The sequence below is a fragment of the Rhizobium altiplani genome (assembly GCF_001542405.1).
GTDB lineage: Bacteria > Pseudomonadota > Alphaproteobacteria > Rhizobiales > Rhizobiaceae > Rhizobium > Rhizobium altiplani.
On sequence record NZ_LNCD01000051.1, the window covers coordinates 94,928 to 121,214 of the forward strand.

The following is a 26,287-nucleotide window of genomic DNA, read 5'->3' on the forward strand; positions in this document are numbered from 1 at the left end:
TGAAAGCCGTGGCAGGCCGGATAGGCTCCACGGCAAATTCTGGCGCGAAACTACGAATCCCGCCCGAAAAGTCAAGCCCGCTTTCGGAGGAAAAGCAGCCTGATCGAGGAAAGCAGGGCATAAAGCCCGAAGAATCCGGCGATCGCCCAGGCAAAACCATTGTTGCCGGCAACGTCGATGGCGGCGCCGATAACCTGCGGCCCGGCCACAGTGCCAACCGCGTAACAGAATACAAAGGCCGCATTGGCTGCTGCGAGGTCCGAGCCGGTCAGGCGAGAGCCGAGGTGACTGAGTCCCACCGTATAAAGGCCCGCGACACAGCCGCCCCAGAACAGAAGTACGGTCGCCATCAGAATCCAGCTGTGCACGAGAACCGGCAGCATCAGGGAGCCTATCAGGCCCATGAAGGCCATCGCGGCCAGCAGCGGGCGCTTGTCCTTCATGCGGTCCGAGAGCAGCCCAACCGGGATCTGGAAGATCACGTTGCCGATTCCCATCACCGTCAGCAGCAGCGCGGCCTGAGATTCCGTAAAGGAGGCGCGCACCGCATAGATCGGGAACAGTGCCAAACCGCCGGCTTCGACGGCCCCGAAAATGAAGACGGCGGCCGTTGCGGTGGGCACAAGGAAGACGTAGCGCATGAAATGAAGTTCAGGCTTCTCCTCGAGAACCGGGCTTTCGTAGCGTGCGATGTAGATGGGAATGGCGGCCAACAAGACGGCACCAGCGCCGACCGCGAATGGAAGCACGCCCTCGCTGCCGAGAATCGAAAAGAGCAGCGGCCCGCCTGCAAAACCGAGCGAAAGGACGGTTGCATAGATGCCGAGCACGAAGCCGCGCTTGGAGGGCGGCGAGGCGGCATTGATCCAGAATTCCGATAGGATGAACAGCGTCGTCGTCGCGCCGTGAAAAGCGAACCGCAGCGGAAACCACATCCAGAAGTCCTGGGCATAGTAGAAGCCGAGTGCGCTGATCGCTGAAATCACGACGGCCCAGATCATCGTCGGGGCGACGCCATATTTGTGCGCCAGTTTCGTGGTGATCGGCGCAGCCGCCATGGCGGCAACTCCGGCCATCGCCGTATTCAGTCCGATCAGTGTCGATGGAATGCCGCGCTTTTCGAGAATGATGCTGAGAAGCGGGAGTCCCAGGCCGATTGCTATGCCGACAGCGGAGATGGACGAAATGGCTGCCACCAGTGAAGGCCAGTGAATTTCTTCGACATCGCCTGGTGTTGTGCCGGTTCGCGGCTGAGACATATACGCATCCTTAGAGACCTGCTGCACAGAATCGCTCACCGCGACGCACCATAGAAAGGCACAGGCGTACCAAATCCAAGTGACGGCTGTGCTTTACAAGATGAAATGCGCTGGCGGCAATAACCTGGATGATCTTGAAGTCGTATAGTCAAAGAAGCTTACCGAATACACATGAGGTTTCGCCCCGCGGAACCGCAGCGCCGTTGGGGCTGCCACTACACGTCAATTGTGTCGTCAAGGTGAAGGCAGAAATGTCCTAGCGCTTGCGGCCCGGTATCTCGTAGGCGTCATGATCGTCGGTTTGTCCACCGAAGCCGTGCATCTTCAACGCCCATTGCAGACCGATGACACCGCCCTTGATCGGCTGGATGATCAAAAGCGTGGCAATCAATGTGATGGGTGTCCAGATCGCGAAGGTCAGCCAGAGGGGCATTGGCCAAACAAGATCCGTTGCCATGTAGCCGCCGATGATGACATGGCCGATCACCACGATTGCAAGGTAAGGCGGTAGGTCGTCCGAGCGATGATGGTACATGGCCTCGCCACAGGCGGCACAATTGTCCACCGGCTTCAGGAAGCTTTTGAAGAGTTTGCCGCTGCCGCATGCGGGGCAGGTGTTCATCATGCCGCGCTTGATAGAGCGGCCGAGCGGACGTTCCGCCTCCTCATTGCTTCCGTAACGGATCGTCTGGTCGCTCGAGGTGGTCGTCATCGTTCGTTTCCTTTCGCGGCGCCCTACACGCCTATCGCCGCCCTCTTGGCGGCCTAGTCCCGGCCTTCTTGCGTGCCCGGCTTGCGTCCCGCCGGCCCGCCTTGTGGAACGAACGTACAGCTGTGGGCATTTTTCGCCCTTCGCTGATCATCTCGAAGCGCAGCGCACCGGCAAGCGGAATGGCTTCTGCAAGCTTGACCGTGACACTGTCGCCGAGGCGATATCCGAGCCCGGTCTTTTCGCCAGACAGCGCCTGGTGCGCCTCATCATAGATGAAGTAGTCCGTTCCGAGCGTAGATATAGGAACGAAGCCGTCTGCTCCATAGTCCGGGAGAGTGACAAATAGTCCCGATTTCGTCACACCTGATACGCGTCCTTCGAATTCCTCGCCGACGCGGCCGGCAAGATGATGCGCAATCAGGCGATCCACCGTTTCGCGCTCGGCCGCCATCGCGCGGCGCTCGAAGGTTGAGATCTCGGCGGCGATGTCGTCGAGCGCGGCCTCTTCGTCGGGCGTGATCCCGCCTTCACCGAAGCCGAGCGAACCGACCAGCGCCCGATGCACGATCAGGTCCGCATAGCGCCGGATGGGCGAGGTGAAGTGCGCGTATTTCATGAGGTTCAGGCCGAAATGACCGATGTTCTCGGGGCTGTAGATCGCCTGGCTCTGAGAACGCAGCACCATCTCGTTGACCATCGTCTGGTGCGGCGTGTCGTCTGCCTTGGCGAGGATCATGTTGAAATTGTTGGCGCGCATGTTGCCGCCCTTGGCAAGCGATATGCCAAGCGTTGCCAGGAACTCGCGCAGCACTTCCTGCTTGGCGAGCGTCGGCCCGTCATGGATACGGTAGATCAGGACTTGCCGCTTCTTCTCCAGCGTCTCGGCGGCCGAGACGTTGGCCTGGATCATCATTTCCTCGATCAGCTTGTGTGCATCGAGGCGCGGCGGCACGAAGACGCGATCCACGGTGCCGTCAGGCTTCAGCAGGATCTTGCGTTCCGGCATGTCGAGTTCAAGCGGCTGCCGGCGCTCGCGGCCGCGCGTCATGATCCTGTAGGCATTCCACAACGGCTTCAAGATTGGTTCCAGAAGCGGTCCCGTCTTGTCATCCGGCTTGTCATCGATGGCCGCCTGCGCCTGCTGATAGGAGAGCTTTGCAGCGCTCTTCATCATGACATGGTGGAAGGTGTGGCCGATTTTGCGGCCTTCCTTCGAAAACACCATGCGAACGGCAAGCGCCGGCCGGTCCTGACCTTCTCTCAGCGAGCAGAGATCGTTCGAGATGCGCTCCGGCAGCATCGGCACGACCCGGTCGGGGAAGTAGACCGAGTTGCCGCGCTTCAGAGCTTCGCGGTCGAGTGGCGAGCTCGGGCGGACGTAATAGGAGACGTCGGCGATGGCGACCGTAACGATAACGCCGTCCGGATTGTCGGGCGAAGGGTCAGTCTCCGCATAGACGGCGTCGTCATGGTCTTTCGCATCCGCCGGGTCGATGGTGATCAGCGGGACATCTCGCCAATCTTCGCGATGCGACATCGTCGCAGGTTTGGCATCGTCGGCTTCGGCGACCACAGCAGGCGGGAATATATAAGGGATTCCGTGAGCATGGATGGCGATCATCGAGATCGCCTTCTCGGATGCGACCGAACCGACAATCGACAGGACCTTGGCGCGTGCCAGGCCGAAGCGCCCAAGGCGAGCGACCTCGACTTCGACCAGATCGCCGTCCTTGGCCTCGCCCTTGTAGTCAGGGTCGATCACCATTTCCTCGCCGCGTCGGTCGATCGGAAGCAGACGGCCGGCTCCTCCCGGCGCATCCTTGAAGACCCCGAGCAGCGCACCGCGGCGCTTGTCCAAAATCTTGATGATTCGCGCCGTGTAGGCCGGCCCACCACGGTCGGCGGCCGGAAAGATCTTCGCCAGGATGCGATCGCCCATGCCGGCAACCGGCGCCTTGCCCTTGCCGTTGCGCCCGGCAGGCGAGGTCGACTGGCGAATAGCGACAGCAGGTGCAACGCCCTGATCGTCAGGCCACTCCGCCGGGCGGCCGATCAGTTCGCCATCCTTGTCGCGCGTCGTGATGTCGAGCACGGTGACAGGCGGCAGTGCGCCCGGCCGGATCAGCGACTTGCGCGTCTTCTGCAGCATGCCTTCCTGCTCCAGTTCGCGCAGGAGGTGTTTCAGCTCGACCCGGCTGTCGCCTTTCAGTCCAAAGGCCTTCGCGAGTTCGCGCTTCGAGGCCTTCTGCGGATGATCGGCGATGAAGCGCAGGATCACGTCGCGGGAAGGCAGGGCTCCGTGAGCGATGTTCAGCGGTTCGGCTGCGGGTTGTTGGCTGGCGCGTCCAATCTTGCCGGAACGCTTGCCCATGCCCTTCATTCTTTCCCGCGGGATTTTGCTCACTCTTTGCTCTTTTTCGTCTTTGCCGGCGCCTTGGCCTTCGCCGTCTTCGGCTTGGCCGCGGTCTTGGTCGTCTTGGTTTCAGCCGCAGCGGCCTTCGCCTTCGGTTTTGCCTTACTCTTCGAAGCCGGTGCCTTGCCCGCCTTGGCGGCGATCAGCGCCAGCGCTTCCTCGACAGTCAGGGCCTGCGGATCGGTGCCCTTCGGCAGCGTCGCATTGACCTTGCCCCAGTTCACATAGGGGCCGTACTTGCCGTCGCGAACCGTGATTGCGCCGCCGTCGGGATGGTCGCCGAGCTCTTTCAGAGCTGCCGCCGCCGTCCGCCCACCCGGCGCCTTGCTCGCCTTCTCGGCGATCACGGTGACAGCGCGGTTGAGGCCGATCGAGAACACGTCTTCGACGCTTTCAAGGTTGGCGTAGCCTCCATCATGCAGCAGGAACGGCCCATAACGGCCGATGCCGGAAGAAATCATCTTGCCGGTTTCCGGGTGCTTGCCGATGTCGCGTGGCAACGAAATCAGCGCCATCGCCTTTTCGTAATCGATGTCCTCAGGCTTCCAGCCCTTCGGCAGGGAAGAACGCTTGGCTTCCTTGCCTTCGCCACGCTGGATGTAGGGGCCGAAGCGTCCTGAACGCAGGGTCAGTTCTTCGCCAGTCACCGGATCGGAACCGAGATTCTTAGGCTCGTTCAGCGCAACGCCTTCGGCCTCCGAACCGCCTTCTGACGAAAGCTGGCGGGTATAGTTGCATTCGGGATAGTTCGAGCAGCCAACGAAGGCGCCGTATTTTCCAAGCTTCAGCGAAAGATTGCCGGTGCCGCAAACTTGACAGATGCGCGGATCACCGCCGTCTTCTCGTTTCGGGAATACAAGTGGCGCCAGTGCCTCGTTGAGCGAATCGAGGACGTTGGTGACACGAAGTTCCTTCGTATCCTCGATCTGGGAGAAGAAGTCCTTCCAGAAATCGCGCAGCACCTGCTTCCAGTTCAGCTCCCCGGCCGAGATCCGGTCGAGCTTCTCTTCAAGATCTGCCGTAAAATCGTATTCGACGTACTTGGTGAAGAAGCTTTCGAGGAAGGCCGTCACCAGCCGGCCCTTGGCCTGCGGGATCAGTTTGCGCTTGTCGATGGTGACGTATTCGCGGTCACGCAAGGTCGCCAGCGTCGCCGCGTAAGTCGACGGACGCCCGATGCCGAGCTCTTCCATCTTCTTGATCAGCGTTGCCTCGGAGTAGCGCGGTGGCGGCTCAGTGAAGTGCTGAGTCGAATTGATCTTCTGCTTCGCAAGGTTCTCACGAGCGTTGATCTCGGGCAGGCGACCATCCTCGTCACCGTCGTCGCTCTGTTCGCCATCTTCCTTCTGGTCGGTATAGGCGGCGATGAAGCCGTCGAAACGGATCACCGAGCCGACAGCGCGCAGCCCAGCTTTCTCACCTTTGTTGTCGGCGGTGATTTCAGCCGTCGTGCGTTCGATCTCAGCCGATGCCATCTGGCTCGCAATGCCCCGCTTCCAGACGAGGTCGTAAAGCCTCAACTGGTCGGCATCCAGGTACTGCCGCACGCGGTCGGGCGACCGATTGAAATCAGTCGGGCGGATCGCTTCGTGCGCTTCCTGTGCGTTCTTTGCCTTGGTCGAATAGAAGCGCGCCTTCTCGGGCATGTAACGCTGGCCGAATTGATCGACGATGGCCTTGCGTGCCGCGTCGATGGCTTCGGGCGCCATCTGGACGCCGTCCGTACGCATGTAGGTGATCAGACCAACTGTTTCGCCACCAATATCAACACCCTCGTAGAGCTTCTGGGCGATCTGCATCGTCCGCGACGCCGAAAAGCCAAGTTTCGAGGACGCTGCCTGCTGCAGCGTGGAGGTTGTGAAGGGTGGTCCCGGGTTGCGCTTGACCGGCTTCGCCTCGACCGTGTCGACAACATAGGTCGCGCCTTCCAGAAGTGCTTTGAGCTTGCCGGCTTCTTCGCCGTTTCCGATCGCGCGAGGCTGCAACCGCCTGCCATCAGCCGCAACCAGTTTCGCTTCAAACTCGTCGCCTCGCGGCGTTTTCAGGAGAGCCGAAAGGTTCCAGTACTCTTCAGAGATGAAGCGTTCGATTTCGGATTCGCGATCGCAGACCAGGCGCAGCGCCACTGACTGTACGCGGCCGGCCGAACGCGCGCCGGGGAGCTTGCGCCAGAGAACCGGCGACAGATTGAAACCGACGAGATAGTCGAGGGCACGGCGAGCGAGATACGCATCAACCAGCGGAACGTCGATGTCGCGCGGGTCGGCCATGGCGTCGAGCACGGCCTTCTTCGTGATCGCATTGAAAACGACCCGCTTCACGGTCTTACCGTTCAGGACGCGCTTCTTGTTCAGCATGTCGAGGACGTGCCAGGAAATCGCTTCACCCTCGCGATCCGGGTCGGTTGCGAGGAATAGGCTGTCGGATGACTTCACAGCGTCGGCGATGTCCTTCAGTCGCTTGGCAGACGCGCCGTCGACCTCCCACAGCATCTCGAAATCCTGGTCGGGAAGGACCGAGCCGTCCTTGGCAGGCAGATCGCGGACATGGCCGAAGGAGGCGAGCACCTTGTATCCGGAGCCCAGATACTTGTTGATCGTCTTTGCCTTGGCGGGCGATTCTACCACTACAACATTCATCATGATTCTCTAAAAAAACGTGCCAAGCCGGTGGATAAGCAGATGGAATCCCTGCCGTGCCAGGATAACCGGCTCTTCGACATGGACAGGGAAATCGTTTCGGTCAAGTGGTCTGACCTCATTTTTGCGTATTACAACGCGATGCAACCAATGCGAGATAGCGAATGTATTGCAATTTAGGATAATTTAGGTATCGTTTTTGGAGTGTGGTTCGGGCTAGCCGAAAGGCGGCGTTTCTCTTTCCTCAGAGATTATCCCATGGCGGCCAAGTTCGCAAAGAAAGATGCCGGACGATCCGGCTCGCAAGAGAACATCGCGTTCATCAGGCAGATGCTGGCTGAGTTGCGGCGAGTGGCGGCGAACTTGGCGCCGCTGATGGAGGCATTGCGGGAGCCGACGATACCGACGCCAGGCTGCGAAGAGACGGCGAGATTGCCTTTGACGGCAAGCAGCGGCGGCGCACCGTCGACTTGCTTCAACGCCTGTGGGTATTCTGGCTCGCCGATGCCAACAAAGCGGGCGCCGAAGCGGCGCGCGGCCTCCAACTCCTTATGCGCTTCGCTCTCCGTCGCTATCCGGATGGAGCGCGTGGCGCCGCCGCGTGCAGAAAGCTCGGGCAGGGCGGCCAGCGCCGTCTCGGCGGATCCGAAGTTTGACGAGATCGCGAAAGGTCGCAGGCCCGACATTGTCCGAGCGAATGAGACGCAGCCACGCGATGCGTTGGCGTTCCGTCAGCGCAATTCCCAGCGGCCTTGCGCTGAGAGCGTCCATCCTATCCCTTCGCCCCGATCTTGGTTTCCGTCCCGCTCATCAGGCGGGAGATATTGGCCTTGTGCTTCCAGTAGGAGACAATAGTCATGATGGCCATAACAGCTGCAACCTTCTCGGCGCCCAGTATCCACAATGCAACCGGAATAACAAGCATTGCAACCAGTGCTGAAAGCGATGAGTACCGGGTCGTGAAGGCGACGGCCAGCCAGACCGCGGCGAAGACGAGAACCATGATCGGCGCAACGCCGAGCAGTGTTCCGATATAGGTGGCAACACCCTTGCCACCCTTGAAGCCGATCCAGACCGGGAAGAGGTGACCGATAAAGGCAAAGAAGCCGGCGATCAGCGCCGCCTCGCTGCCCAAAAAATAGCCGACGATCCAGGCTGCTGCAGACGCCTTCAGAGCATCGAGAAGAAGCGTTGCGGCTGCAAGCTTCTTGTTGCCGGTTCTGAGCACATTGGTCGCGCCGATATTGCCGGATCCGATGCTGCGGACGTCACCGAGCCCGGCTGCCTTCGTCAGGATCAGGCCGAAAGGAATGGAGCCGAGCAAGTAGCCGATGGCGGCAGCCACGAGCGCGATCGGCAGCGTGATCTGCCAGGTCATAAGATCCGAGACCATGTTCCCCTCCGGTGGTCTTTTTATATGCTATGCACGCACTGTCCGGCGACATAGGTCGCTACAGCGCGTCCGCTGAAGCGCGCGTCTTCGAACGGCGTATTCTTCGAGCGGGAAAGAAGCATGTCCTTCGAAACAAGCCAAGGGTCATCGAGGTCGATCAGCGTAATATCTGCCTTCGCGCCCGGCTTCAGCGTGCCCGCCTCGAGGCCGAAGATCTGCGCCGGCCGCGTCGACATGGCATCGATGAGGCGCATCAGGCTGACCTGGCCGCTGTGATGCAGGCGGAGTGCCGCAGCAAGCATCGTTTCAAGGCCGATGGCGCCATCAGCCGCTTCGCCGAACGGTAGGCGCTTTGTGTCGACATCCTGCGGATCATGCGAGGAGACGATGATATCGATCGCGCCGCGCGCCAGCGCATCCACCATCGCGACGCGATCGTCTTCGGATCGCAGCGGCGGGTAGAGCTTGAAGAAGGTGCGGTACTCGCCGATGTCGTTCTCGTTGAGGGAGAGATTGTTGATCGAGATGCCGCAGGTCACGGTCGCACCGCGGCTCCGGGCAAGCTCAATCGCCTCGACCGATTCCGGCACGGAGATCATCGCGGCGTGGTAGTTGCCGCGCGTCAGCTTCGCGATGCGCAGGTCGCGCTCGAGCGGGATCAGTTCCGCTTCCTTCGGGATGCCGCCGAGACCGAGCCAACTGGCAAACAGTCCCTCATGCATGACACCGGTGGCGCCGAGATATTTGTCGCGGGTCTCGCAGGATATCACCGCGCCGAATTCGCGCGCATAGGTCATCACCCGGCGCAGGACCTGCGTGTCGTGGACACTCGAGCGGCCGTCGGTGAACGCGACTGCGCCCGCTTCCATCAGCAGGCCGATCTCGGTCATTTCCTCGCCGGCAAGATGCTTGGTGATCGCCGCTGCCGGATAGACGTGGACCAGCGCCTTGTCCTTCGCCGTCTTCTTGACGAACTCGACCAGCGCGATGTCGTCGATGACAGGATCGGTATCCGGCATCATGATGATCGAAGTGATGCCGCCGGCTGCCGCCGCACGGCTCGCCGATGCCATTGTCTCGCGATGTTCGGCGCCGGGTTCACCGATATGGACGCGGGCATCCACCAAGCCTGGGGTGGCGACGAGACCGGTGCAATCGCGCACGTCGGCGCCAGCGGGCGCTCCTTGGTTCTGCGCATCCGCGCCGGCTGCCACGATCATGCCATCCTTGACAATGATCGTGCCGACTTCATCGAGATTGCGCGAGGGGTCGATGATACGAACGTTCTTGAGGACGATCGAGTTCTTCATGCGCCGGCTCCTTCGGTACGCGGACCCTGATTTTGCGAGACCAGCAGCGTCTCCATCACGGCCATGCGCACCGCGACCCCCATTTCCACCTGTTCTGCAATCACGCTCTGCGGTCCGTCCGCAACCTCGGAGGAGATCTCGACGCCACGGTTCATCGGGCCGGGATGCATGACGAGGGCATCTTCCTTCGCCGCCTTGAGGGTCTCCGCGTCGAGCCCATAGAAGTGATAGTATTCGCGAACCGACGGCACGAAGGCGCCGGACATGCGCTCGCGTTGCAGGCGCAGCATCATCACCACGTCAGCGTCCTTCAGGCCCTCCTTCATGGAATGGAAGACCTCGACGCCCATGTCGGCGATGCCAGCCGGCAGTAGCGTTGCCGGCGCGACAACTCGCACTCGTGCGCCCATGGCATTCAGCAAAAGGATGTTCGAGCGCGCCACGCGCGAATGCAGGACGTCGCCGCAGATCGCGACGATGATGCGCGACAGCTTGCCTTTGGCGCGGCGAATTGTCAGCGCGTCGAGAAGCGCCTGGGTCGGATGCTCGTGCTGGCCGTCGCCGGCGTTGACCACCGAGCAGGAAACCTTCTGCGCGAGCAAGGCGGCGGCACCAGCGCTCGAATGGCGGATGACAAGCACATCGGGCCGCATCGCGTTCAGCGTCATCGCCGTATCGATCAGCGTCTCGCCCTTCTTCACCGAAGAATTGCCGACGGACATATTCATCACGTCGGCGCCGAGGCGCTTTCCGGCGAGCTCGAAGGAAGATTGGGTGCGCGTCGAAGCTTCGAAGAACAGGTTGATCTGTGTCAGGCCCCGCAGCGTCGAGGTTTTCTTCTCTCTCTGCCGACTGATCTTGACGGCCTCGTCGGCCTTGTCGAGGAGAAAGGTGATATCCTGCTCGGTGAGCCCTTTGATACCGATGAGGTGGCGGTGGGGAAAGAAGACCATGAACCTGCCTCTTGCTGTCGTCTGCGGGGTCTATAAAGAGTGAGCCGGGCGGCGGCAAGCTTGCGCTGTGGGCAAAGGCCCGTCTCCCCCTGCAATTTTACCCGAATTCAACTATTGCAGAGGTAGGGAAATTATAACTTCCGGTTTCCCTTTGCCTGCCTCTTACACTAGAAGCGATTCATGACGCCTGCCGAAGAGAAACTTGCCGAACTCAACCAGCCGAGCCTTTGGTCCGGCATCAATGCCTACAGGTCCGATCCGCTGATCGTCGATCTGACCGGCACGTTGCCGCGTGGGATCCGCGACGACCTCGACAATTTGGGGCGGTACGTGACCTCGCCGGAAGCGCAGGAGCTGGCGCGCATGGCGAATCAGGGCACGCCGCAGCTGCGCACGCACGGTCCGCGCGGCGAGCGGCTCGACGTCGTCGAATTCCACCCGGCGTGGCACGCGCTGATGCGCCGTTCGATGGCATCGGGACTCCACTCGTCGGTCTGGGATCCGCAGGCGGACACCGAGGCGAAGAACCAGGCGCACAAGGTCAGGGCAGCGCGCTTCTACCTGACCGCACAGCTGGAATCCGGTCACCTGTGCCCGCTGACGATGACGAGTGCGTCCGTCGCGGCGCTGTCGGCTTCGCCGGCCGTGCAGAAGGACTGGGCGCCGAAGATCCTGTCGCGCAAATATGATTCCACCAACAAGCCGGCCATGCAGAAGTCCGCCGTGACCATCGGCATGGGCATGACCGAGAAGCAGGGCGGCACTGACGTCCGCGCCAACACGACGACGGCGGAAAAGGTCAGCGAAGGCATTTACCGTCTGTCCGGTCACAAGTGGTTCATGTCGGCGCCGATGAGCGACGCCTTCGTGATGCTGGCGCAGACGAAGGATGGAATGGGATGCTTCCTCGTTCCACGTCTGCTGGAAGATGGCTCGGCAAACGGCCTGCACTTCCAGCGTCTGAAGGACAAGGTCGGCAACCGCTCCAATGCTTCGTCGGAAGTTGAATTCAGCGATACGTTCGGCTTTCTGCTCGGTACGCCGGATGGCGGTATCCGCACTATTCTCGACATGGTGACACTGACGCGGCTCGACTGCGCGCTGGCCTCCTCGGGCATTATGCGCGCCTCGCTGGCTGAAGCCGTGCACCACACCCGTGGGCGCAGCGTCTTCGGCAAGATGCTGGTCAGCCAGCCGATCATGACGCGCGTCTTGGCCGATATGGCGCTCGATGTGGCGGCGGCGACAGCGCTGTCCTTCCGCCTTGCCGATGCGTTCGACAAGGCGCGCGGCAGCGCTGAAGAAGCAGCCTACGCGCGTGTCATGACGCCGGTTGCGAAATACTGGTGCTGCAAGATCGCGCCGCCATTGATCTACGAGGCGATGGAGTGCATCGGCGGCAGCGGCTACATTGAGGAGCGCCCGATCGCTCGTCATTATCGCGAAGCGCCGGTCAATGCGATCTGGGAGGGCTCGGGCAACGTCATGGCGCTCGACGTGCTGCGCATTCTGAACCGCGGCAAGGATCTCTTCGAGACGGTGTTTGCCGGGCTCGCGCGCGATCTCGGCCCGGCCGGCAAGAAGACGATTGATGTGCTGCGCGCCGCCATGGCGCTCTGCGAGCGCGACGAGGGCGCTGCGCGCCTCCTGGTCGAGCAGTTGGCGCTCGCCGCCGGCGCCGCCGAGCTTTATCGCCTTGGGGCGGGGCGGATCGCCGATGCCTTCATCGAGACCCGCCTCGCGGGCGGCTGGCGCTCGACCTATGGCATGCTGGATTCACGTTTCGACGCCAGCTACATCGTCGATCTTCTTTATCCGCCGGCAAGCTGATGACAGCGCTGCGTCCCGTCCGCATCGATGATCTCGAGCAGATCTAGCTGATATCGCTGGTGACGGGCGATGCTGGCGACGATGCGACCAGATTGCATCGCGACGGCAAGCTGATCGGACACATCTATGCTGCGCCTTACGTCTTGCTCAGTCCGGAAACCGCTTTAGTGGCGGAAGATTCTGAGGGCGTGGCCGGGTATATCGTCGGCGTTCACGGCACGCGTTCCTTCGAGGAGCGGCTTGAGCGCGAGTGGTGGCCGGCGCTTCGCAAGGTTTACGCCGACCCGCAGGGCGATTCTGCCGGCTGGGACGCGGATCAGAAGCGCATTGCCACAATCCATCACCCGGCGCATGCGCCTGCAGCGCTGGTCGAATCCATTCCGGCCCACATTCACATGAACCTCCTGCCGCGATTGCAGGGACAGGGGATGGGCACCAAGCGGCTCGATCGATGGCTTGCCGATGCGCTGGAGGCAGGCGTGGAGGGTGTCCACCTCGGAGCCAGCGCGAGCAATCATGGTGCGGTACGATTCTGGGGCTCTCGCGGTTTCGCCCGCCTCGCTCCACCGCTGGTGGAGCCTTCCGACCGGACCGTCTGGTTTGGGCAGAAACTCTAGGGGGAACAGCACTTGTGTCGCTGAGCGGTGACACCGGCTCACCTGTTTGCACCCATAGCAACTGTCCACAATCTTTGAGCGGCCTGTCCGTTGCCGGGTCCGAGCGGCGTTGCTACTCACCGCAAAGTGACAATTCGGACCGAATCCCTGATGCTCAATGATCCCATGGTGTTGGCGCCCGTAGTCGGCAGCGTCGTCGTCGAACCCGAAAAGCGTATCCGCGACCGAAGCGCGACGGAGAAAGCGATCCTCAGGGCAGCCAAGTCGCTCCTGGCGGAGGAGGGATTCCAGAATTTCGGCATCAACGCCGTTGCCCGCCGCGCGGGGTGCGACAAGCAGCTGATCTACCGCTACTATGGCGGCCTCAACGGGCTGGTGGAGGCGATCGGCGCGGATCTTGGTACCTGGGTCAAGGATCGCATTCCCGAAGATACCGGCGGCATGTTCCTCCTGACTTACGGCGATCTGATGGAGCGGCTATCGCTGCTGTTCCTCGAGGCCTTGCGAGACGATCCGCTTGTTCGCCGCATCGTCGCCTGGGAAGTTTCCGAAAACACCGAGCAGGTGAGGCGGCTTTCGGAGGCGCGGTCGAAGGCCTTGGCAAACTGGATCGATCGCATGCGCGGATCGCTGACGCCGCCGAAGGGCGTCGACGTCCTGGCCGTCAATGCTATTCTGATCGCAGCTATCCAGCATCTCGTGCTTTCCGCGTCCTCGAGCGATCAATGCGCGGGGCTCGCATTGAAAACGCCGAAGGATTGGGAGAAGGCGGCGACCGCCCTGAAGCGCATCGTTCGCGGAGTCTACGGCTGAGGCGAGTTCGGCCATCCACAGGCGTCCCGTTGCGCGTTAACCTTAACAAATGGTTTACGTTGCGCGCTCACGGTTAAGAAGTCACGTTGCTGGGCAGTCCAAAATGTTGGGTGTCTGGGACCATGGGAACCAAAATCGCGAGAGCCGCGTTTCTTGTTGCCGCGATGATGTTTTTCGCTGTGCTTGCGCTGGATATTGCCGTACCGGCGCTGGTTCTGGGTTCGATGGCGTTGTCGATATGGGCGGTGTCTTACGAGGGACTATCCATTCGAAAAGAACGAGAGACGACCGCATGAAGTGGTTCCTGATCTTCTGGGCCGGTCCCATTGTCTTCCTGGCGGGATGGTACTGGCTCTCTTACTACGACATGAATTTCGGTATCTTCATGCTCAGCAGGCAAGTCCATGACCTGACCTTCGAGATTTATGGGAAGGTGCTCGGCATTCCTCCGGAAACCATTCCGCCGCTGGTCGCCCGTGCGATCGTCGTCGACAGTCTTGTCGTTTTCGCAATCATTGGGTTCCGCCGGCGTAAGGCGATCACCGCGTGGTGGCGTGCCCGTCACGCATCGAAATCGTCCCATGCCGCTCTGCCGAGCAAGGAAAGCCTGTCGAGCGCTCCTTGAAGAATGAAGCTTGCCGCCGCCGAGTCGATGCGCTCGGCACGCTGCCTGCGCGATACGTCCATTTCCAGTAGCGCGCGCTCGGCAGCGACCGTCGACAGACGCTCGTCCCAGTAGACGAAGGGCAAGGCGGTCTTCTGCTCCATGTTGCGCACGAAGGCGCGTGTTGCCTGCACGCGCGGCCCGGCCGATCCGTCCATGTTGACAGGCAGGCCGATGACGAAGGCCGCGACCTTCTCCTTCTCGGCAAATTCCAGCAACGTTGCCGCATCGATCGTGAATTTCTCGCGCTTGATGACAGGGCGTGGCGTCGAAAAGCGCCGGCCGAGATCGGACATCGAAAGCCCGATCGTTTTCGTGCCGAGATCGAGACCCGCGATCGCCTGTCCCGGCTGCAGCGCAGTTGCCAGTTCTTCGATCGTCAGCACCGTCATCGTCGTTTCATCCCGTCAAAAGAATTTGAAGCAGTGCCGCTTTTCTTTGTAGCGGCATCGGATATGTCCATAACGAGCAAAGCAGGCTTTTGCATCCGCAATAAAGGAGAATTTCATGAAGATCACCTGGCTTGGTCACTCTGCTTTCCGCATCGAGATCGGAAGGGCAAAAATCCTGCTGGATCCGTTCCTCACGCACAATCCGTCCTTTGCGGGGCAGGCTGCAAAGGATGTTGCCCGCGGCGTCACGCATATTCTTCTGACGCACGGTCACGGCGACCATGTCGGCGACACGGTTGCGCTTGCCAAGGAAACCGGTGCGGTCGTTCTCGCCAACGCCGATCTCGCCGCCTGGCTAGGTTCGAAGGGCCTGACGAAGATCGAAGCGGGCAACACCGGCGGCACGATCTCGTTCGACGGTTTTTCGGCGACTTTCACCAATGCGCTGCATTCGTCCGCGCAGATCACCGAGGACGGCGTCTCTCATGCGCTCGGCAATGCCAACGGCCTGATGCTGCATTTCGACGAGGAGGCTTCTATTCTTGCCATGGGCGATACCGACATCTTCTCCGACATGGCGCTGATCAACGAACTGCACCAGCCGGATATCGGATTCGTGCCGGTTGGCGACCGATTCACCATGGGCGGCGCGGTTGCCGCTCTCGCCTGCCAGCGTTACTTCAACTTCAAGACCGCCATACCCTGCCACTACGGCACGTTCCCGATCATCGACCAGACGCCCGAGAAGTTCGTCTCCGGCATGGATGGATCGAAGACGGCGGTGAAAACGCCGACGCCGGGCGAAAGCCTTTCTCTCTAGTCGAGGTCCGCTGAACCGCGTCGACTTCGGTCGCGGAATTCTACACAATCCAAAGGCCATGCCCGTTGCACGTGGCGGGCATGGCCTTTATAGCGGGTAGGAAAAATCCTATCCGGAGAATGTCATGTCCGTCGACTTTGCCACCGTTAAGCGCGTAGCGCGCCTTGCCCGTATTGCCGTTTCGGAGGAAGAGGCAAACCGCATGGTTGGCGAGTTGAATGGTATCCTCGGTTTTGTCGAGCAGCTCTCCGAAGTCGATGTCGAAGGCGTCGAGGCAATGACATCGGTCACGCCAATGAAGATGAAGAAGCGCACGGACGAAGTTACCGAAGGCAACAAGGCCGCCGACATCGTCTCGAATGCGCCCGTTACCGATCAGAATTTCTTCCTGGTACCCAAGGTCGTCGAATAAGGCTTTTCGCCGCTTTCCGAACCCGTTGCCATTCCAGATTTGAAGCGAACTACCATGAGCGAACTTACCAGCCTGACCATTGCCGAAGCCCGCACGAAGCTGCGCGCCAAGGAGATCAAAGCGACCGAACTGACCGAGGCCTACATCTCGGCGATCGAGGCCGCCAACGACAAGCTCAACGCCTACGTCAAGGTTACGCCGGAGAAGGCGCTGCAGATGGCCGAAGCCTCCGATGGGCGGCTTGCCAGCGGCAAGGGCGGTGCGCTTGAAGGCATCCCGCTCGGTATCAAGGACCTGTTCGCCACCGAAGGTATTCATACGCAGGCCTGCAGCCATATCCTCGACGGTTTCAAGCCGCATTACGAGTCGACCGTCACCCAGAACCTGTGGGACGACGGTGCCGTGATGCTCGGCAAACTGAACATGGACGAGTTCGCGATGGGCTCCTCCAACGAGACCTCCTACTACGGCGCAGTGATCAACCCCTGGCGTTCGGCCGGCTCCAACCAGCAGCTGGTGCCCGGCGGATCCTCCGGCGGCTCGGCAGCAGCCGTTGCAGCTCACCTCTGCGCCGGCGCCACGGCAACCGATACCGGCGGGTCGATCCGCCAGCCCGCAGCCTTCACCGGCACGGTCGGCATCAAGCCGACCTACGGCCGCTGCTCGCGCTGGGGCACGGTGGCCTTCGCGTCGTCGCTCGATCAGGCTGGCCCGATCGCGCGCGATGTGCGCGATGCCGCAATCCTCCTGAAGTCGATGGCCTCAGTCGATCCCAAGGATACGACCTCCGTCGATCTGCCGGTTCCGGACTATGAGGCAGCCCTCGGCCAGTCGCTGAAGGGCATGAAGATCGGCATTCCGAACGAGTACCGGGTCGATGGCATGCCGGAGGAAATCGAAACGCTCTGGCAGCAGGGAATTGCCTGGCTGAAAGACGCCGGCGCCGAGATCGTCAACATCTCGCTGCCGCACACCAAATATGCCCTGCCGGCCTACTACATCGTCGCCCCGGCCGAAGCCTCGTCGAACCTCGCCCGCTATGACGGCGTCCGCTACGGCCTGCGCGTCGATGGCAAGGACATCGTCGACATGTACGAAAAGACGCGCGCAGCGGGCTTCGGCAAGGAAGTCAAGCGCCGCATCATGATCGGTACCTACGTCCTCTCGGCCGGCTACTATGACGCCTATTACATCAAGGCCCAGAAGGTCCGCACGCTGATCAAGCGCGACTTCGAACTGGCGTTCAACGCCGGCGTCGACGCGATCCTGACGCCCGCAACCCCCTCGTCCGCCTTCGGCGTCGCCGATGAGAATCTCGCCTCCGATCCGGTCAAGATGTACCTGAACGACATCTTCACGGTGACGGTGAACATGGCCGGCCTCCCGGGTATCGCCGTTCCTGCTGGTCTGGACCATGGCGGCCTGCCGCTCGGTCTGCAGCTGATCGGCAAGCCGTTCGATGAAGAAACGCTCTTCAAGACGGCGCATGTGATCGAACAGGCCGCAGGCAAGTTCACGCCCGCCAAGTGGTGGTAACGAGTCGCATCGGTATCAGCCGCCCAAGAGGCGGCCGCTTCGTTGTCGGGTGAGTCCGCTACCTCAGGCGGGGTCGCGGATTTCGCGTTTGTCCATCGCTGGTGACACCCAGGAGGAGGCTCATGTCGGCGTCAGATATCACGCTGATGATCGAAGCATTCGACCGCCTATCGGCGGCAGGTTTCACCGTGGGTCCTGAATGGCAAGCCGTGCATGAAGTCTGCCAGGCGCATGAGGGCGAGGCACCTTTCGACTGGGGGCATGCCATTTGCCACCGCATCGAGGGCGACGACTGGAATGCCGATTATTGGTATCGCCGCGCAGGCAAACGACGCGGAAGCGGTACGGTTGCCGAAGAATGGTCGGTGATGAAGGCGGCGCTTTCCAAACACCTTTGAAGGAAGCCGCGCGCCATGCGACGCGCGGCTTGGACAGCTATCTGTTGTCCTGTTCTGCTCTTACGAGAACCAGTCCTCGTTCGGTGATCCGGTAAGGCTTGCCGCCCGACGATTTGATGGCCCGCTTCTGCTTCAGTTTCCGAAACAGCTCGAGGCCGAAGCCGGGATAGACCCAGCCGTCGCGAGTGAAGCATTTTACGGCCTCGATTTTCCGGTTGTCGTCGCGTTCGATTTCAATGCGGCCACCTTGGGCCAATAGGTGCAGGATGCGCTGCTCCGTGCGTGAAATATCCATGGAATGTTGATCCGGTCTTGCGCCATGAAGGCGCGCAAAAACGATCTGGCGCGCGAAGAGGCGTCAGGGCTTCGCTTTTTTCGGGCCCGTGCGCGCAAGGAAAACCTGCGGGCAGGGCCTCTACCGGGTCTGAGAAGACGAATTCAACATGCGGCCTTGATACTGGCTGGGCGACATCGCGTCAAGATTTACAACCGATAGAGGATCTTTCTGCCGCGCCTCGCGCACGAAACGCAAGGCTTGGAGAACGGGGTGATTCGGTGTTTTACTTTCGTGGAAACGCGGAGATAGTGTTGATCCATATTCGCAATGCCCGCGAAGACGAAGCGGAGCTCTTGAGCGAGATCGGAGTAAGAGCCTGGCAGAAGGCCATGGCGGCCATCGGCGAAGGGGATGCCATGGTCGATGCCGCCCGAAGTGCGTTTTTCAATTTCGTCGCAAGTAGCTGGATCACCGTCACTCTCATCGAATGGAACGGACATCCGGCAGGATGGGCAGCACGCGAGAGCCTCGACGAGAAGATTTCGGATTTCTGGATTGATCCTGCCTTTGTCGGTCATGGTCTCGGAACGGCACTTTTGCAGAATATCGAAGAAGACATCGCCGCGCAGGGCTTCGATACGGCTATGATGCAGACGCACTCAGGGAACTCCGAAGCGATCAGCTTTTTCCAGAAGCATGGATACGCAATTCATTGGCTATCAATTGCCTACAATCCCAAGCTCGATCGTGATGTACCGTCCGTCGGCCTGTCAAAGTCACTGGAATCTGCGGACGATGGCACTTACGGGCTAGTCTAGCAACTGACCTTCCAGCGTGAGGTAGCCGAGAGCGCCCGATAGCAGAAGCGCAGCCACCACATGAAAGACGACGATCGCTCTGAGGTTCGATCGGAAGGGTTCCTTTCGGGTCTTGTGGCGCAGGAGCCGTTGCGCGCAAACAGCGCCGAGGCTGCCGCCGACGAATGCAAGCGTCAGCAGGTCCTCTCGCTGATCCGCGTGCCATGGTGGCGAGAGGCTTGCTTGTCGAGGAAATAGATCGAGAACACGAAGGCATTCAGTGGCAGGAAAAGCGCGATGAACTTGAGGATATCGGTTGCCATCATGCGGGTCACGCTAGCGACATTGAGTTAACACGCCCCAAACCGGTTGGCTCCCCGCCGCGGAATAGCCGAAAGCCTTGCACCGGCAAGCCATTTCCGTTACCTCACCAGTTGAAAAGAACAGCCTGAAAAGAGCATCTCAATGACCATTGTCGACGTTCGCACGCCCGATCCGAAACGCTTCATTCCCGGCGCCACTGGCGATTGGGAAGTCATCATCGGCATGGAAGTCCATGCGCAGGTGCTGTCGAATTCGAAGCTGTTCTCGGGTGCAGCAACGGAATTCGGCAAGCCGCAGAATTCCAACGTGTCGCTCGTCGATGCGGCCATGCCCGGCATGTTGCCCGTTATCAACGAGGAATGTGTCAGGCAGGCCGTCCGGACTGGCCTGGGCCTGAAGGCGCAGATCAACAAGCGCTCGCTGTTTGATCGCAAGAACTACTTTTATCCCGACCTGCCGCAGGGCTATCAGATCTCGCAGTACAAAGATCCGATCGTCGGAGAGGGCAAGATCATCATCTCCCTCGGCCCCGATCGCCAGGGTCAGTTCGAGGATATCGAGATCGGCATCGAGCGTCTGCATCTGGAGCAGGACGCCGGCAAGTCGTTGCACGACCAGCATGCCACCATGTCCTACGTCGACTTGAACCGCTCGGGCGTCGCTCTGATGGAGATCGTCTCCAAGCCGGATATGCGCTCGTCGGATGAAGCCAAGGCTTACATGACGAAGCTGCGCTCGATCGTCCGCTATCTCGGCACCTGCGACGGTAACATGGACGAAGGCTCGATGCGCGCTGACGTCAACGTCTCCGTCCGTCGTCCGGGCGAAGGCTTCGGCACGCGTTGCGAGATCAAGAACGTCAACTCCATCCGCTTCATTGGCCAGGCAATCGAATATGAAGCCCGGCGCCAGATCGGCGTTCTTGAGGACGGGGGGCAGATCGAGCAGGAGACCCGTCTCTTCGACCCGAACAAGGGCGAGACGCGTTCGATGCGTTCCAAGGAAGATGCGCACGACTACCGCTACTTCCCGGATCCGGACCTGCTGCCGCTGGAGTTCGACGATGCCTTCGTCAAGGCGCTCGAAGCCGACCTGCCGGAATTGCCTGATGACAAGAAGGAGCGCTTCGTGCGCGAACTCGGTCTTTCGATCTACGACGCTTCCGTCCTGGTCTCGGAAAAGGCGATCGCCGACTATTTCGAAGCCGTGGCGGAGGGCCGCGACGGCAAGACGGCTGCCAACTGGGTCATCAACGATCTGCTCGGCGCCCTGAACCGCACGGGCAAGAGCATCGAGGAAACATCCGTTTCGCCGGCTCAGCTTGGTGCGATCATTGACCTCATCAAAGCGGAGACTATTTCCGGAAAGATCGCGAAGGACCTGTTCGAAATCGTGCTGAACGAGGGTGGCGATCCGGCCGAGATCGTCGAAACCAGAGGCATGAAGCAGGTGACCGATACCGGCGCGATCGAACGGGCCGTGGACGAGATCATCGCCGCCAACCCCGATCAGGTCGCAAAGGTCCAGGCCAAGCCAACGCTTGCGGGGTGGTTCGTTGGTCAGGTCATGAAGGCCACCGGCGGCAAGGCCAACCCGCAGGCCGTCCAGGCTCTCGTGAAAGCGAAGCTCGGCATCGAGGAGTAAGACCGTGTATTTCGTGCGCACTGCCAGCGAGGGTGATCTCAGCAAGATGCGCACTTTGCTGGATGAGGGTTTTCGCGCGACCTACGCGGGCCTCTACGGCGAAGCAAAGGTGAATGAGATCATTGCTCACCTTTTTTCGCCGGCTGCGCTTCAGGCGCGGCTGGCGAAGAAGAATGCGGAGTTCCTCGTTGCCGACAACGGCAAGGACATCGGCGGCATCGGTTATGCCGCCATGTCCGACGAGATGACAAAAACCGTCATGCTGCACCTGCTCTATGTCCGTCCGCCGCTGCATCGCCAGGGCATCGGTCGGGAGATCTTTGCCGAGTTGGAAACCTGCTTTCCCGATGCCGAAATCATGCGCCTCGAGGTCGAGCCGCGAAACAAGACGGCGATCGCTTTCTACCATGCTCACGGCTTCGAGGATGTCGGCCGCAATGAAAATGACGGGCCGGGCCAATCCGGCATACCGACGCTGATCCTCGAAAAATTTCTCGAACAGCGCTAGGCCGCAATACGATCATGAGCCAAACCACGATTCGCGAGGCACGCAGCTCCGACGTCGCCGCGCTGGTTGCCATCTTTGCCGCTGATGAACTCGGCGGTCACGGCGACACGACCGCGCCCGAGATACTCGGCAAGTATCTTCGGGCTTTCGAGCGGATTGCTTCATCGCCCGACCAAACGCTTTACGTCGCGGAGCGTGACGGGCAGGTCGTAGGCACATTTCAGACCATGGTCGTGACGTCGCTGATCGGTCGTGGCTCCTCGTCGATGATCATTGAGGCGGTGCAGACGCGGGGTGACATGCGTGGCCAGGGCATCGGTGCCCAGATGATTGAGTTTGCCATTGCGGAGGCAAAACGTCGCGGTTTGCGGCTCGTGCAACTGACGTCGAATGCCAGCCGCACGGATGCGCACCGCTTCTACGACCGACTTGGTTTCAAGCAATCGCATCTCGGCTTCAAGATGGCGCTGAAATGAGCCGGTGTGGCACCGGAATCACTGGACAATACGGATCGCTGGCGGCATAAGCGAGGGATCAAATTCTGGTCCCGCTTGCCTTCCGGCTAGCTCAAGGAAAAGACATGAAGAATCTCCTCGTGCAAATCTTCACCTGGTGGAACGGTCAGACGATCGGTACGCGTTTTGCGACCTGGCGTTTTGGCAAGCGCGTCGGTGAAGACGAATTGGGTAACGTTTATTACGAAGGCGGTATGTCATCCTACGGTCTTCCGAAGCGTTGGGTGATCTACAAGGGTTATGCCGAAGCCTCTGCAATTCCGCCGGGCTGGCATGGCTGGATGCATCATCGCACGAATGTCCCGCCGAGCCAGGAAAACTACGTTGCCAAGGAATGGCAGAAGCCGCATCGCGCGAACCCGACCGGCTCGCCGCAGGCTTATCGTCCGCCGGGCTCGCTCGTCGTTCCCGGCGAACGTCCGCGGGTTACCGGCGACTACGACGCCTGGACGCCTGGCAACTGAGCAGCTGGTCGCCGACCCTGCTTTTAGCCACAATTGACTATTACCCGCAGAATGGCCGCAGCGATTGCGGCCTTCGATTTTCAGACGCTGTGGAGACGGGCAGATATGAAGCTTATCACGCGGAACCAGCTCCTGCGTGCCGCCGGGCTTTCCCTGGTGCTTGGCTCGATCCTCCTGCCGCAGGCTGCCTCCGCTGCCCGCATTGAGAACTCGGTTGCCGTTTTCTCCGGCCTCGACAAGATCACCGGCCGTATCACCACCTTCGACGTCTATGTCAACGAGACCGTGCAGTTCGGTGCGCTGCAGGTGACGCCGAAGGCCTGCTATTCGCGCGATCAGGCGGAAGCGCAGAAGATAGATGGTTTTGTGGAAGTCGACGAGATCACGCTCGACCGTAAGATCCGCCGCATCTTCACCGGCTGGATGTTTGCCGACAGCCCCGGTCTCAATGCCGTAGAGCATCCGATCTATGACGTCTGGCTAAAGGACTGCAAGCAGAACTCGGACGTTCCCGCGCCTGACAAGGCAGCCAACTAGTTCCTAGAATTCAAGGTGCGGCGATTCCATTGCCGCCGTGAGGATGTGGGCGTACTCATTCTTCGGAACATCGATCGCCCCGAACGTCTTCAGGTGCTCGGTCGTAAACTGCGTATCGAGCAAGGTGAAACCCTTGGCGCGCAGCCGTTCCACCAGATGAACGAGGCAGATCTTCGAGGCGTCGGTCCGCCGCGAGAACATGCTTTCGCCGAAGAATGCCGAGCCCAGCGACACTCCGTATAATCCGCCGACAAGTTCGTCGCCGTCCCAGGCCTCGACCGAGTGAGCATGGCCGATACGATGCAGTGTCGAATATAGCGTCTTGATGGTCTGATTGATCCAGGTGCTGGGCCTGTCCCCGGTCTCCGCCGCACAGGCCGCAATGACCGCGTCGAAATCGTAATTGAAGCGGATATCGAACGGCTTGCGCCGGATCGTCTTGGCGAGGCTTTTGGAAACGTGGAATTCGTCGAGCGGCAGGACGCCGCGAAGGTCGGGCTCGACCCAGAATATTTCTGGGTCGTCAGCCGATTCGGCCATTGGGAAAAGACCGATAGAGTAGGCGCGCAGGAGGATTTCCGGTGTTATGCCTGGAGACTTCCTGCGCGATCCTGCCATTCTTTGTTACGCCGGTTTCTTGGCCAGATATTTTTCCAGCCAGTGGATATCATAGTCGCCGTTGGCGATATCCTGATTGTCCACCAGATCCTGGAACAACGGAAGCGTCGTCTTGATGCCGTCGACGACGAACTCGTCGAGCGCGCGGCGCAGACGCATCATGCATTCGACGCGCGTACGGCCGAAGACGATGAGCTTGCCGATGAGGCTGTCGTAGTACGGCGGGATCTTGTAGCCCTGGTACGCGCCGCTATCGACGCGAACACCAAGTCCACCCGGTGCGTGGAAGTGCGTGATCGTGCCCGGGGAGGGTACGAAGGTCCGCGCGTCCTCGGCGTTGATCCGGCATTCGATGGCGTGGCCGTTGAAGTTGATCTCTTCCTGCTTGACGGAGAGCCCGCCGCCCGAAGCGACGCGGATCTGCTCGTGAACAAGGTCGATGCCGGTGATGGCTTCGGTGATCGGATGTTCCACCTGCAGACGGGTGTTCATTTCGATGAAATAGAACTCGCCGTTCTCGTACAGGAACTCGATCGTACCGGCACCGCGATACTTCAGCTTCCTCATGGCGTCGGCACAAATCTGGCCGATCTTCATGCGCTGCTCGACGTTCAAAGCCGGGGAATTGGCTTCTTCCCAGACCTTCTGGTGGCGGCGCTGCAGCGAGCAATCACGTTCGCCGAGATGGATCGCATTGCCTTCGCCGTCACCGAACACCTGGATTTCGATGTGGCGCGGCTGGCCGAGGTACTTTTCCATGTAGACCGCATCGTTGCCGAAGGCGGCTGCCGCTTCGGTACGGGCCGTCGACCAGGCTTCGATCAGGTCGGCCTCGGACTTGGCAACCTTCATGCCTCGACCACCGCCGCCGGCGGTTGCCTTGATCAGCACCGGATAGCCGATTTCGGCAGCCGTCCGCACCGCATCTTCTTCGGTCTTTACCTCGCCGTCCGAACCCGGAACGACAGGAATGCCGAGCTCCTGGGCGGTCGTCTTGGCGGTGATCTTGTCACCCATAAGCCGGATGTGTTCCGCCGTCGGGCCGATAAAGGTGATGCCGTGCGCTTCCAGGATTTCCGCAAACTTGGCGTTTTCGGAGAGGAAGCCGTAACCAGGATGCACAGCATCGGCGCCCGTGATCTCGCAGGCGGCCACGATCTGGTGGATGTTCAGATAGCTGTCGCGTGAGGGCGGAGGACCAATGCAGACGCTCTCGTCGGCGAGGCGCACATGCATGGCGTCGGCGTCGGCGGTCGAATGGACCACGACACACGGGATGCCGAGCTCTTTGCAAGCGCGCAGCACGCGAAGCGCGATTTCCCCGCGATTGGCGATGAGGATTTTCGAGACCATGACGCCCGCCTTATTCGATGACGACGAGGGCTTGGCCGTATTCGACGGGGCTTCCGTCCTCGACGAGGATTTCGGTGATCTTGCCGGATTTCGGCGAAGGAATCTGGTTCATGGTCTTCATCGCTTCGATGATGAGCAGCGTCTGGCCTTCCTTCACGGTCGCGCCGAGCTCGATGAAGGCGCGTGCACCGGGAGCCGGAGCCATGTAGGCGGTGCCGACCATCGGAGCGCTGACAGTGTTGGCAGGGTTGCGTGCCGCCGCTGCCGGAGCCGCAGGTGCTGCAGCTGCCGGGGCCGCTACGGCCGGAGCCGCTGCGAACGCGGGCGCAGCCATCGGAGCCTGAATGTACTGGGTGTTGCCGGCGCGCGAAACGCGGATGCGCAGATCGTCCTGCTCGACTTCGATTTCCGTCAGATCCGTGTCGTTGAGGATGTTCGCGAGGTCGCGGATCAGCGCCTGGTCGATACCGTTTTTCTTCTCAGCCATGAGTGTTTGCCCTGTCTTCTTTTTATGCCGTAAGATTCTTCAGCGCCTGGAGCGCCAGAATATAGCTGTAAGGCCCGAAGCCGCAGATGACGCCTTTCACCGCTGGCGCGATCATCGACTTGTGGCGGAATTCTTCCCGCGCGTGAACGTTGGAGATATGGAGCTCTATTACCGGAATGGAAATAGCGCGAATTGCATCGTGGAGCGCGACCGACGTATGCGTGTAGGCGCCCGCATTGATCGCGACACCAACGGCCTTATCGTTCGCTTCATGGAACCAATCAACGAGCGTGCCTTCGTGATTGCTCTGGCGAAAATCAATATCGAAGCCGAGCTCACGCCCGGCCGCCTTGCAGTCCGCCTCGATATCCTGAAGGGTCTTGCCACCATAGATGCCGGGCTCTCTTTTGCCGAGCATGTTCAGGTTGGGGCCGTTCAGGACGAATATCGTTTGCGTCATCGAATGTTCCAATAAGTGCGGGACGGCAACCTATAGACTCCCCACGGGCCTAATGAAAGCCCTTTGGGAAGCGCAGCCCAAATCCCGCCATATTTGTCCACATGGCTGAAACGCTTCGATTTTGGCGATTTGATGAGCGTCG

Annotated in this window: 28 protein-coding genes and 2 pseudogenes; 15 read left to right on the forward strand and 15 right to left on the reverse strand. The window is 60.6% G+C overall.

What is annotated here, in order from left to right; all coding sequences use genetic code 11:
- Window positions 1-71: 71 nt before the first annotated feature.
- The 8 genes and pseudogenes from AS026_RS11070 to AS026_RS11105 all read right to left on the reverse strand — a co-directional run bounded on the left by AS026_RS11070 (window position 72) and on the right by AS026_RS11105 (window position 10,679).
- The gene (locus AS026_RS11070) at window positions 72-1,259 is read right to left on the reverse strand and encodes an MFS transporter (protein WP_062369648.1); all 1,188 of its coding nucleotides are present in this window, start codon (window positions 1,257-1,259) and stop codon (window positions 72-74) included.
- A 256-nt stretch (window positions 1,260-1,515) separates the two neighbouring features.
- The gene (locus AS026_RS11075) at window positions 1,516-1,971 is read right to left on the reverse strand and encodes a DUF983 domain-containing protein (protein WP_062369649.1); all 456 of its coding nucleotides are present in this window, start codon (window positions 1,969-1,971) and stop codon (window positions 1,516-1,518) included.
- Between the two features lie 31 nt (window positions 1,972-2,002).
- On the reverse strand, window positions 2,003-4,375 hold the full coding sequence (gene rnr, locus AS026_RS11080) for a ribonuclease R (RefSeq protein WP_062369650.1): 2,373 nt from the start codon (window positions 4,373-4,375) through the stop codon (window positions 2,003-2,005).
- Window positions 4,372-7,023, reverse strand: coding sequence for a type I DNA topoisomerase (topA, locus tag AS026_RS11085; protein WP_062369651.1), 2,652 nt, complete (start codon window positions 7,021-7,023; stop codon window positions 4,372-4,374). The genes rnr and topA overlap by 4 nt, the downstream gene beginning before the upstream one ends.
- Before the next feature lie 353 nt (window positions 7,024-7,376).
- Window positions 7,377-7,794, reverse strand: a pseudogene (locus AS026_RS11090) (DNA-processing protein DprA); the annotation flags it as partial.
- A gap of 1 nt (window position 7,795) precedes the next feature.
- On the reverse strand, window positions 7,796-8,416 hold the full coding sequence (gene plsY, locus AS026_RS11095; RefSeq protein ID WP_025659972.1) for a glycerol-3-phosphate 1-O-acyltransferase PlsY: 621 nt from the start codon (window positions 8,414-8,416) through the stop codon (window positions 7,796-7,798).
- A 20-nt stretch (window positions 8,417-8,436) separates the two neighbouring features.
- Window positions 8,437-9,726 carry a dihydroorotase gene (locus AS026_RS11100; RefSeq protein ID WP_018857022.1) on the reverse strand — a complete coding sequence of 430 codons (1,290 nt, stop codon included), beginning with the start codon at window positions 9,724-9,726 and terminating at the stop codon, window positions 8,437-8,439.
- Window positions 9,723-10,679, reverse strand: a complete 957-nt coding sequence (locus AS026_RS11105; protein WP_018857021.1) for an aspartate carbamoyltransferase catalytic subunit — start codon at window positions 10,677-10,679, stop codon at window positions 9,723-9,725. The genes AS026_RS11100 and AS026_RS11105 overlap by 4 nt, the downstream gene beginning before the upstream one ends.
- A 180-nt stretch (window positions 10,680-10,859) precedes the next feature.
- On the opposite strand from AS026_RS11105, the gene AS026_RS11110 reads away from it, so the two are divergent.
- The 5 genes from AS026_RS11110 to AS026_RS11130 all read left to right on the forward strand — a co-directional run bounded on the left by AS026_RS11110 (window position 10,860) and on the right by AS026_RS11130 (window position 14,564).
- Window positions 10,860-12,509 (forward strand): acyl-CoA dehydrogenase family protein, encoded by a 1,650-nt coding sequence (locus AS026_RS11110; RefSeq protein WP_062369652.1) that lies wholly within the window; start codon window positions 10,860-10,862, stop codon window positions 12,507-12,509.
- Between the two features lie 47 nt (window positions 12,510-12,556).
- Window positions 12,557-13,126 (forward strand): GNAT family N-acetyltransferase, encoded by a 570-nt coding sequence (locus tag AS026_RS11115; protein ID WP_245307421.1) that lies wholly within the window; start codon window positions 12,557-12,559, stop codon window positions 13,124-13,126.
- Between the two features lie 150 nt (window positions 13,127-13,276).
- Window positions 13,277-13,939 (forward strand): TetR/AcrR family transcriptional regulator, encoded by a 663-nt coding sequence (locus tag AS026_RS11120; protein WP_025659974.1) that lies wholly within the window; start codon window positions 13,277-13,279, stop codon window positions 13,937-13,939.
- A 122-nt stretch (window positions 13,940-14,061) separates the two neighbouring features.
- Complete coding sequence (locus AS026_RS42290) at window positions 14,062-14,235, forward strand: hypothetical protein (RefSeq protein WP_025659975.1); 174 nt, start codon at window positions 14,062-14,064, stop codon at window positions 14,233-14,235.
- Window positions 14,232-14,564, forward strand: a complete 333-nt coding sequence (locus AS026_RS11130; RefSeq protein ID WP_018857016.1) for a DUF6105 family protein — start codon at window positions 14,232-14,234, stop codon at window positions 14,562-14,564. Before AS026_RS42290 ends, AS026_RS11130 begins: the two co-directional genes overlap by 4 nt.
- On the opposite strand, the gene ruvX is transcribed toward AS026_RS11130, so the two are convergent.
- Window positions 14,501-14,995, reverse strand: a complete 495-nt coding sequence (gene ruvX / locus AS026_RS11135; protein WP_025659976.1) for a Holliday junction resolvase RuvX — start codon at window positions 14,993-14,995, stop codon at window positions 14,501-14,503. The two genes, AS026_RS11130 and ruvX, sit on opposite strands and share 64 nt — an antisense overlap.
- Window positions 14,996-15,110: 115 nt before the next feature.
- Between ruvX and AS026_RS11140 the strand changes: the two genes are divergently transcribed.
- The 4 genes from AS026_RS11140 (at window position 15,111) to AS026_RS11155 (ending at window position 18,161) form a co-directional block, all read left to right on the forward strand.
- The gene (locus AS026_RS11140) at window positions 15,111-15,815 is read left to right on the forward strand and encodes a metal-dependent hydrolase (protein WP_025659977.1); all 705 of its coding nucleotides are present in this window, start codon (window positions 15,111-15,113) and stop codon (window positions 15,813-15,815) included.
- 124 nt (window positions 15,816-15,939) lie between these two features.
- Window positions 15,940-16,227 (forward strand): Asp-tRNA(Asn)/Glu-tRNA(Gln) amidotransferase subunit GatC, encoded by a 288-nt coding sequence (gene gatC, locus AS026_RS11145; RefSeq protein ID WP_018857013.1) that lies wholly within the window; start codon window positions 15,940-15,942, stop codon window positions 16,225-16,227.
- A 54-nt stretch (window positions 16,228-16,281) separates the two neighbouring features.
- Complete coding sequence (gatA, locus tag AS026_RS11150) at window positions 16,282-17,763, forward strand: Asp-tRNA(Asn)/Glu-tRNA(Gln) amidotransferase subunit GatA (RefSeq protein WP_018857012.1); 1,482 nt, start codon at window positions 16,282-16,284, stop codon at window positions 17,761-17,763.
- A gap of 122 nt (window positions 17,764-17,885) precedes the next feature.
- Window positions 17,886-18,161, forward strand: coding sequence for a hypothetical protein (locus AS026_RS11155; protein WP_018857011.1), 276 nt, complete (start codon window positions 17,886-17,888; stop codon window positions 18,159-18,161).
- A 37-nt stretch (window positions 18,162-18,198) separates the two neighbouring features.
- Here the strand turns inward: AS026_RS11155 and AS026_RS11160 are convergent, their stop codons facing one another.
- Complete coding sequence (locus tag AS026_RS11160; protein ID WP_007792755.1) at window positions 18,199-18,456, reverse strand: YjhX family toxin; 258 nt, start codon at window positions 18,454-18,456, stop codon at window positions 18,199-18,201.
- 293 nt (window positions 18,457-18,749) lie between these two features.
- On the opposite strand from AS026_RS11160, the gene AS026_RS11165 reads away from it, so the two are divergent.
- Window positions 18,750-19,256 (forward strand): GNAT family N-acetyltransferase, encoded by a 507-nt coding sequence (locus AS026_RS11165; RefSeq protein ID WP_025659978.1) that lies wholly within the window; start codon window positions 18,750-18,752, stop codon window positions 19,254-19,256.
- Here the strand turns inward: AS026_RS11165 and AS026_RS11170 are convergent.
- Window positions 19,248-19,561 (reverse strand): annotated as a pseudogene (locus AS026_RS11170) (DUF1294 domain-containing protein). The gene AS026_RS11165 and the pseudogene AS026_RS11170 overlap by 9 nt on opposite strands.
- 139 nt (window positions 19,562-19,700) lie before the next feature.
- Here AS026_RS11170 and gatB point away from each other — a divergent pair.
- The 5 genes from gatB (at window position 19,701) to AS026_RS11195 (ending at window position 23,227) form a co-directional block, all read left to right on the forward strand.
- Complete coding sequence (gatB, locus tag AS026_RS11175; protein WP_018857008.1) at window positions 19,701-21,203, forward strand: Asp-tRNA(Asn)/Glu-tRNA(Gln) amidotransferase subunit GatB; 1,503 nt, start codon at window positions 19,701-19,703, stop codon at window positions 21,201-21,203.
- A 4-nt stretch (window positions 21,204-21,207) separates the two neighbouring features.
- On the forward strand, window positions 21,208-21,711 hold the full coding sequence (locus AS026_RS11180; protein WP_018857007.1) for a GNAT family N-acetyltransferase: 504 nt from the start codon (window positions 21,208-21,210) through the stop codon (window positions 21,709-21,711).
- Window positions 21,712-21,725: 14 nt separating this feature from the next.
- Entirely contained in the window at window positions 21,726-22,187 is a 462-nt protein-coding gene (locus tag AS026_RS11185) for a GNAT family N-acetyltransferase (protein ID WP_025659980.1), read from the forward strand.
- 104 nt (window positions 22,188-22,291) lie between these two features.
- The gene (locus AS026_RS11190) at window positions 22,292-22,690 is read left to right on the forward strand and encodes an NADH:ubiquinone oxidoreductase subunit NDUFA12 (protein WP_007792741.1); all 399 of its coding nucleotides are present in this window, start codon (window positions 22,292-22,294) and stop codon (window positions 22,688-22,690) included.
- Window positions 22,691-22,795: 105 nt separating this feature from the next.
- Complete coding sequence (locus AS026_RS11195) at window positions 22,796-23,227, forward strand: DUF2155 domain-containing protein (RefSeq protein WP_018857005.1); 432 nt, start codon at window positions 22,796-22,798, stop codon at window positions 23,225-23,227.
- 3 nt (window positions 23,228-23,230) lie between these two features.
- On the opposite strand, the gene aat is transcribed toward AS026_RS11195, so the two are convergent.
- The 4 genes from aat to aroQ are packed head-to-tail and all read right to left on the reverse strand — an operon-like array spanning window position 23,231 to window position 26,145.
- On the reverse strand, window positions 23,231-23,845 hold the full coding sequence (gene aat, locus AS026_RS11200) for a leucyl/phenylalanyl-tRNA--protein transferase (RefSeq protein ID WP_018857004.1): 615 nt from the start codon (window positions 23,843-23,845) through the stop codon (window positions 23,231-23,233).
- A gap of 6 nt (window positions 23,846-23,851) precedes the next feature.
- On the reverse strand, window positions 23,852-25,198 hold the full coding sequence (gene accC / locus AS026_RS11205) for an acetyl-CoA carboxylase biotin carboxylase subunit (RefSeq protein WP_018857003.1): 1,347 nt from the start codon (window positions 25,196-25,198) through the stop codon (window positions 23,852-23,854).
- A 10-nt stretch (window positions 25,199-25,208) separates the two neighbouring features.
- Window positions 25,209-25,685, reverse strand: coding sequence for an acetyl-CoA carboxylase biotin carboxyl carrier protein (gene accB / locus AS026_RS11210; RefSeq protein ID WP_025659981.1), 477 nt, complete (start codon window positions 25,683-25,685; stop codon window positions 25,209-25,211).
- 22 nt (window positions 25,686-25,707) lie between these two features.
- Window positions 25,708-26,145 (reverse strand): type II 3-dehydroquinate dehydratase, encoded by a 438-nt coding sequence (gene aroQ, locus AS026_RS11215; RefSeq protein ID WP_018857001.1) that lies wholly within the window; start codon window positions 26,143-26,145, stop codon window positions 25,708-25,710.
- Window positions 26,146-26,287 lie beyond the last annotated feature (142 nt).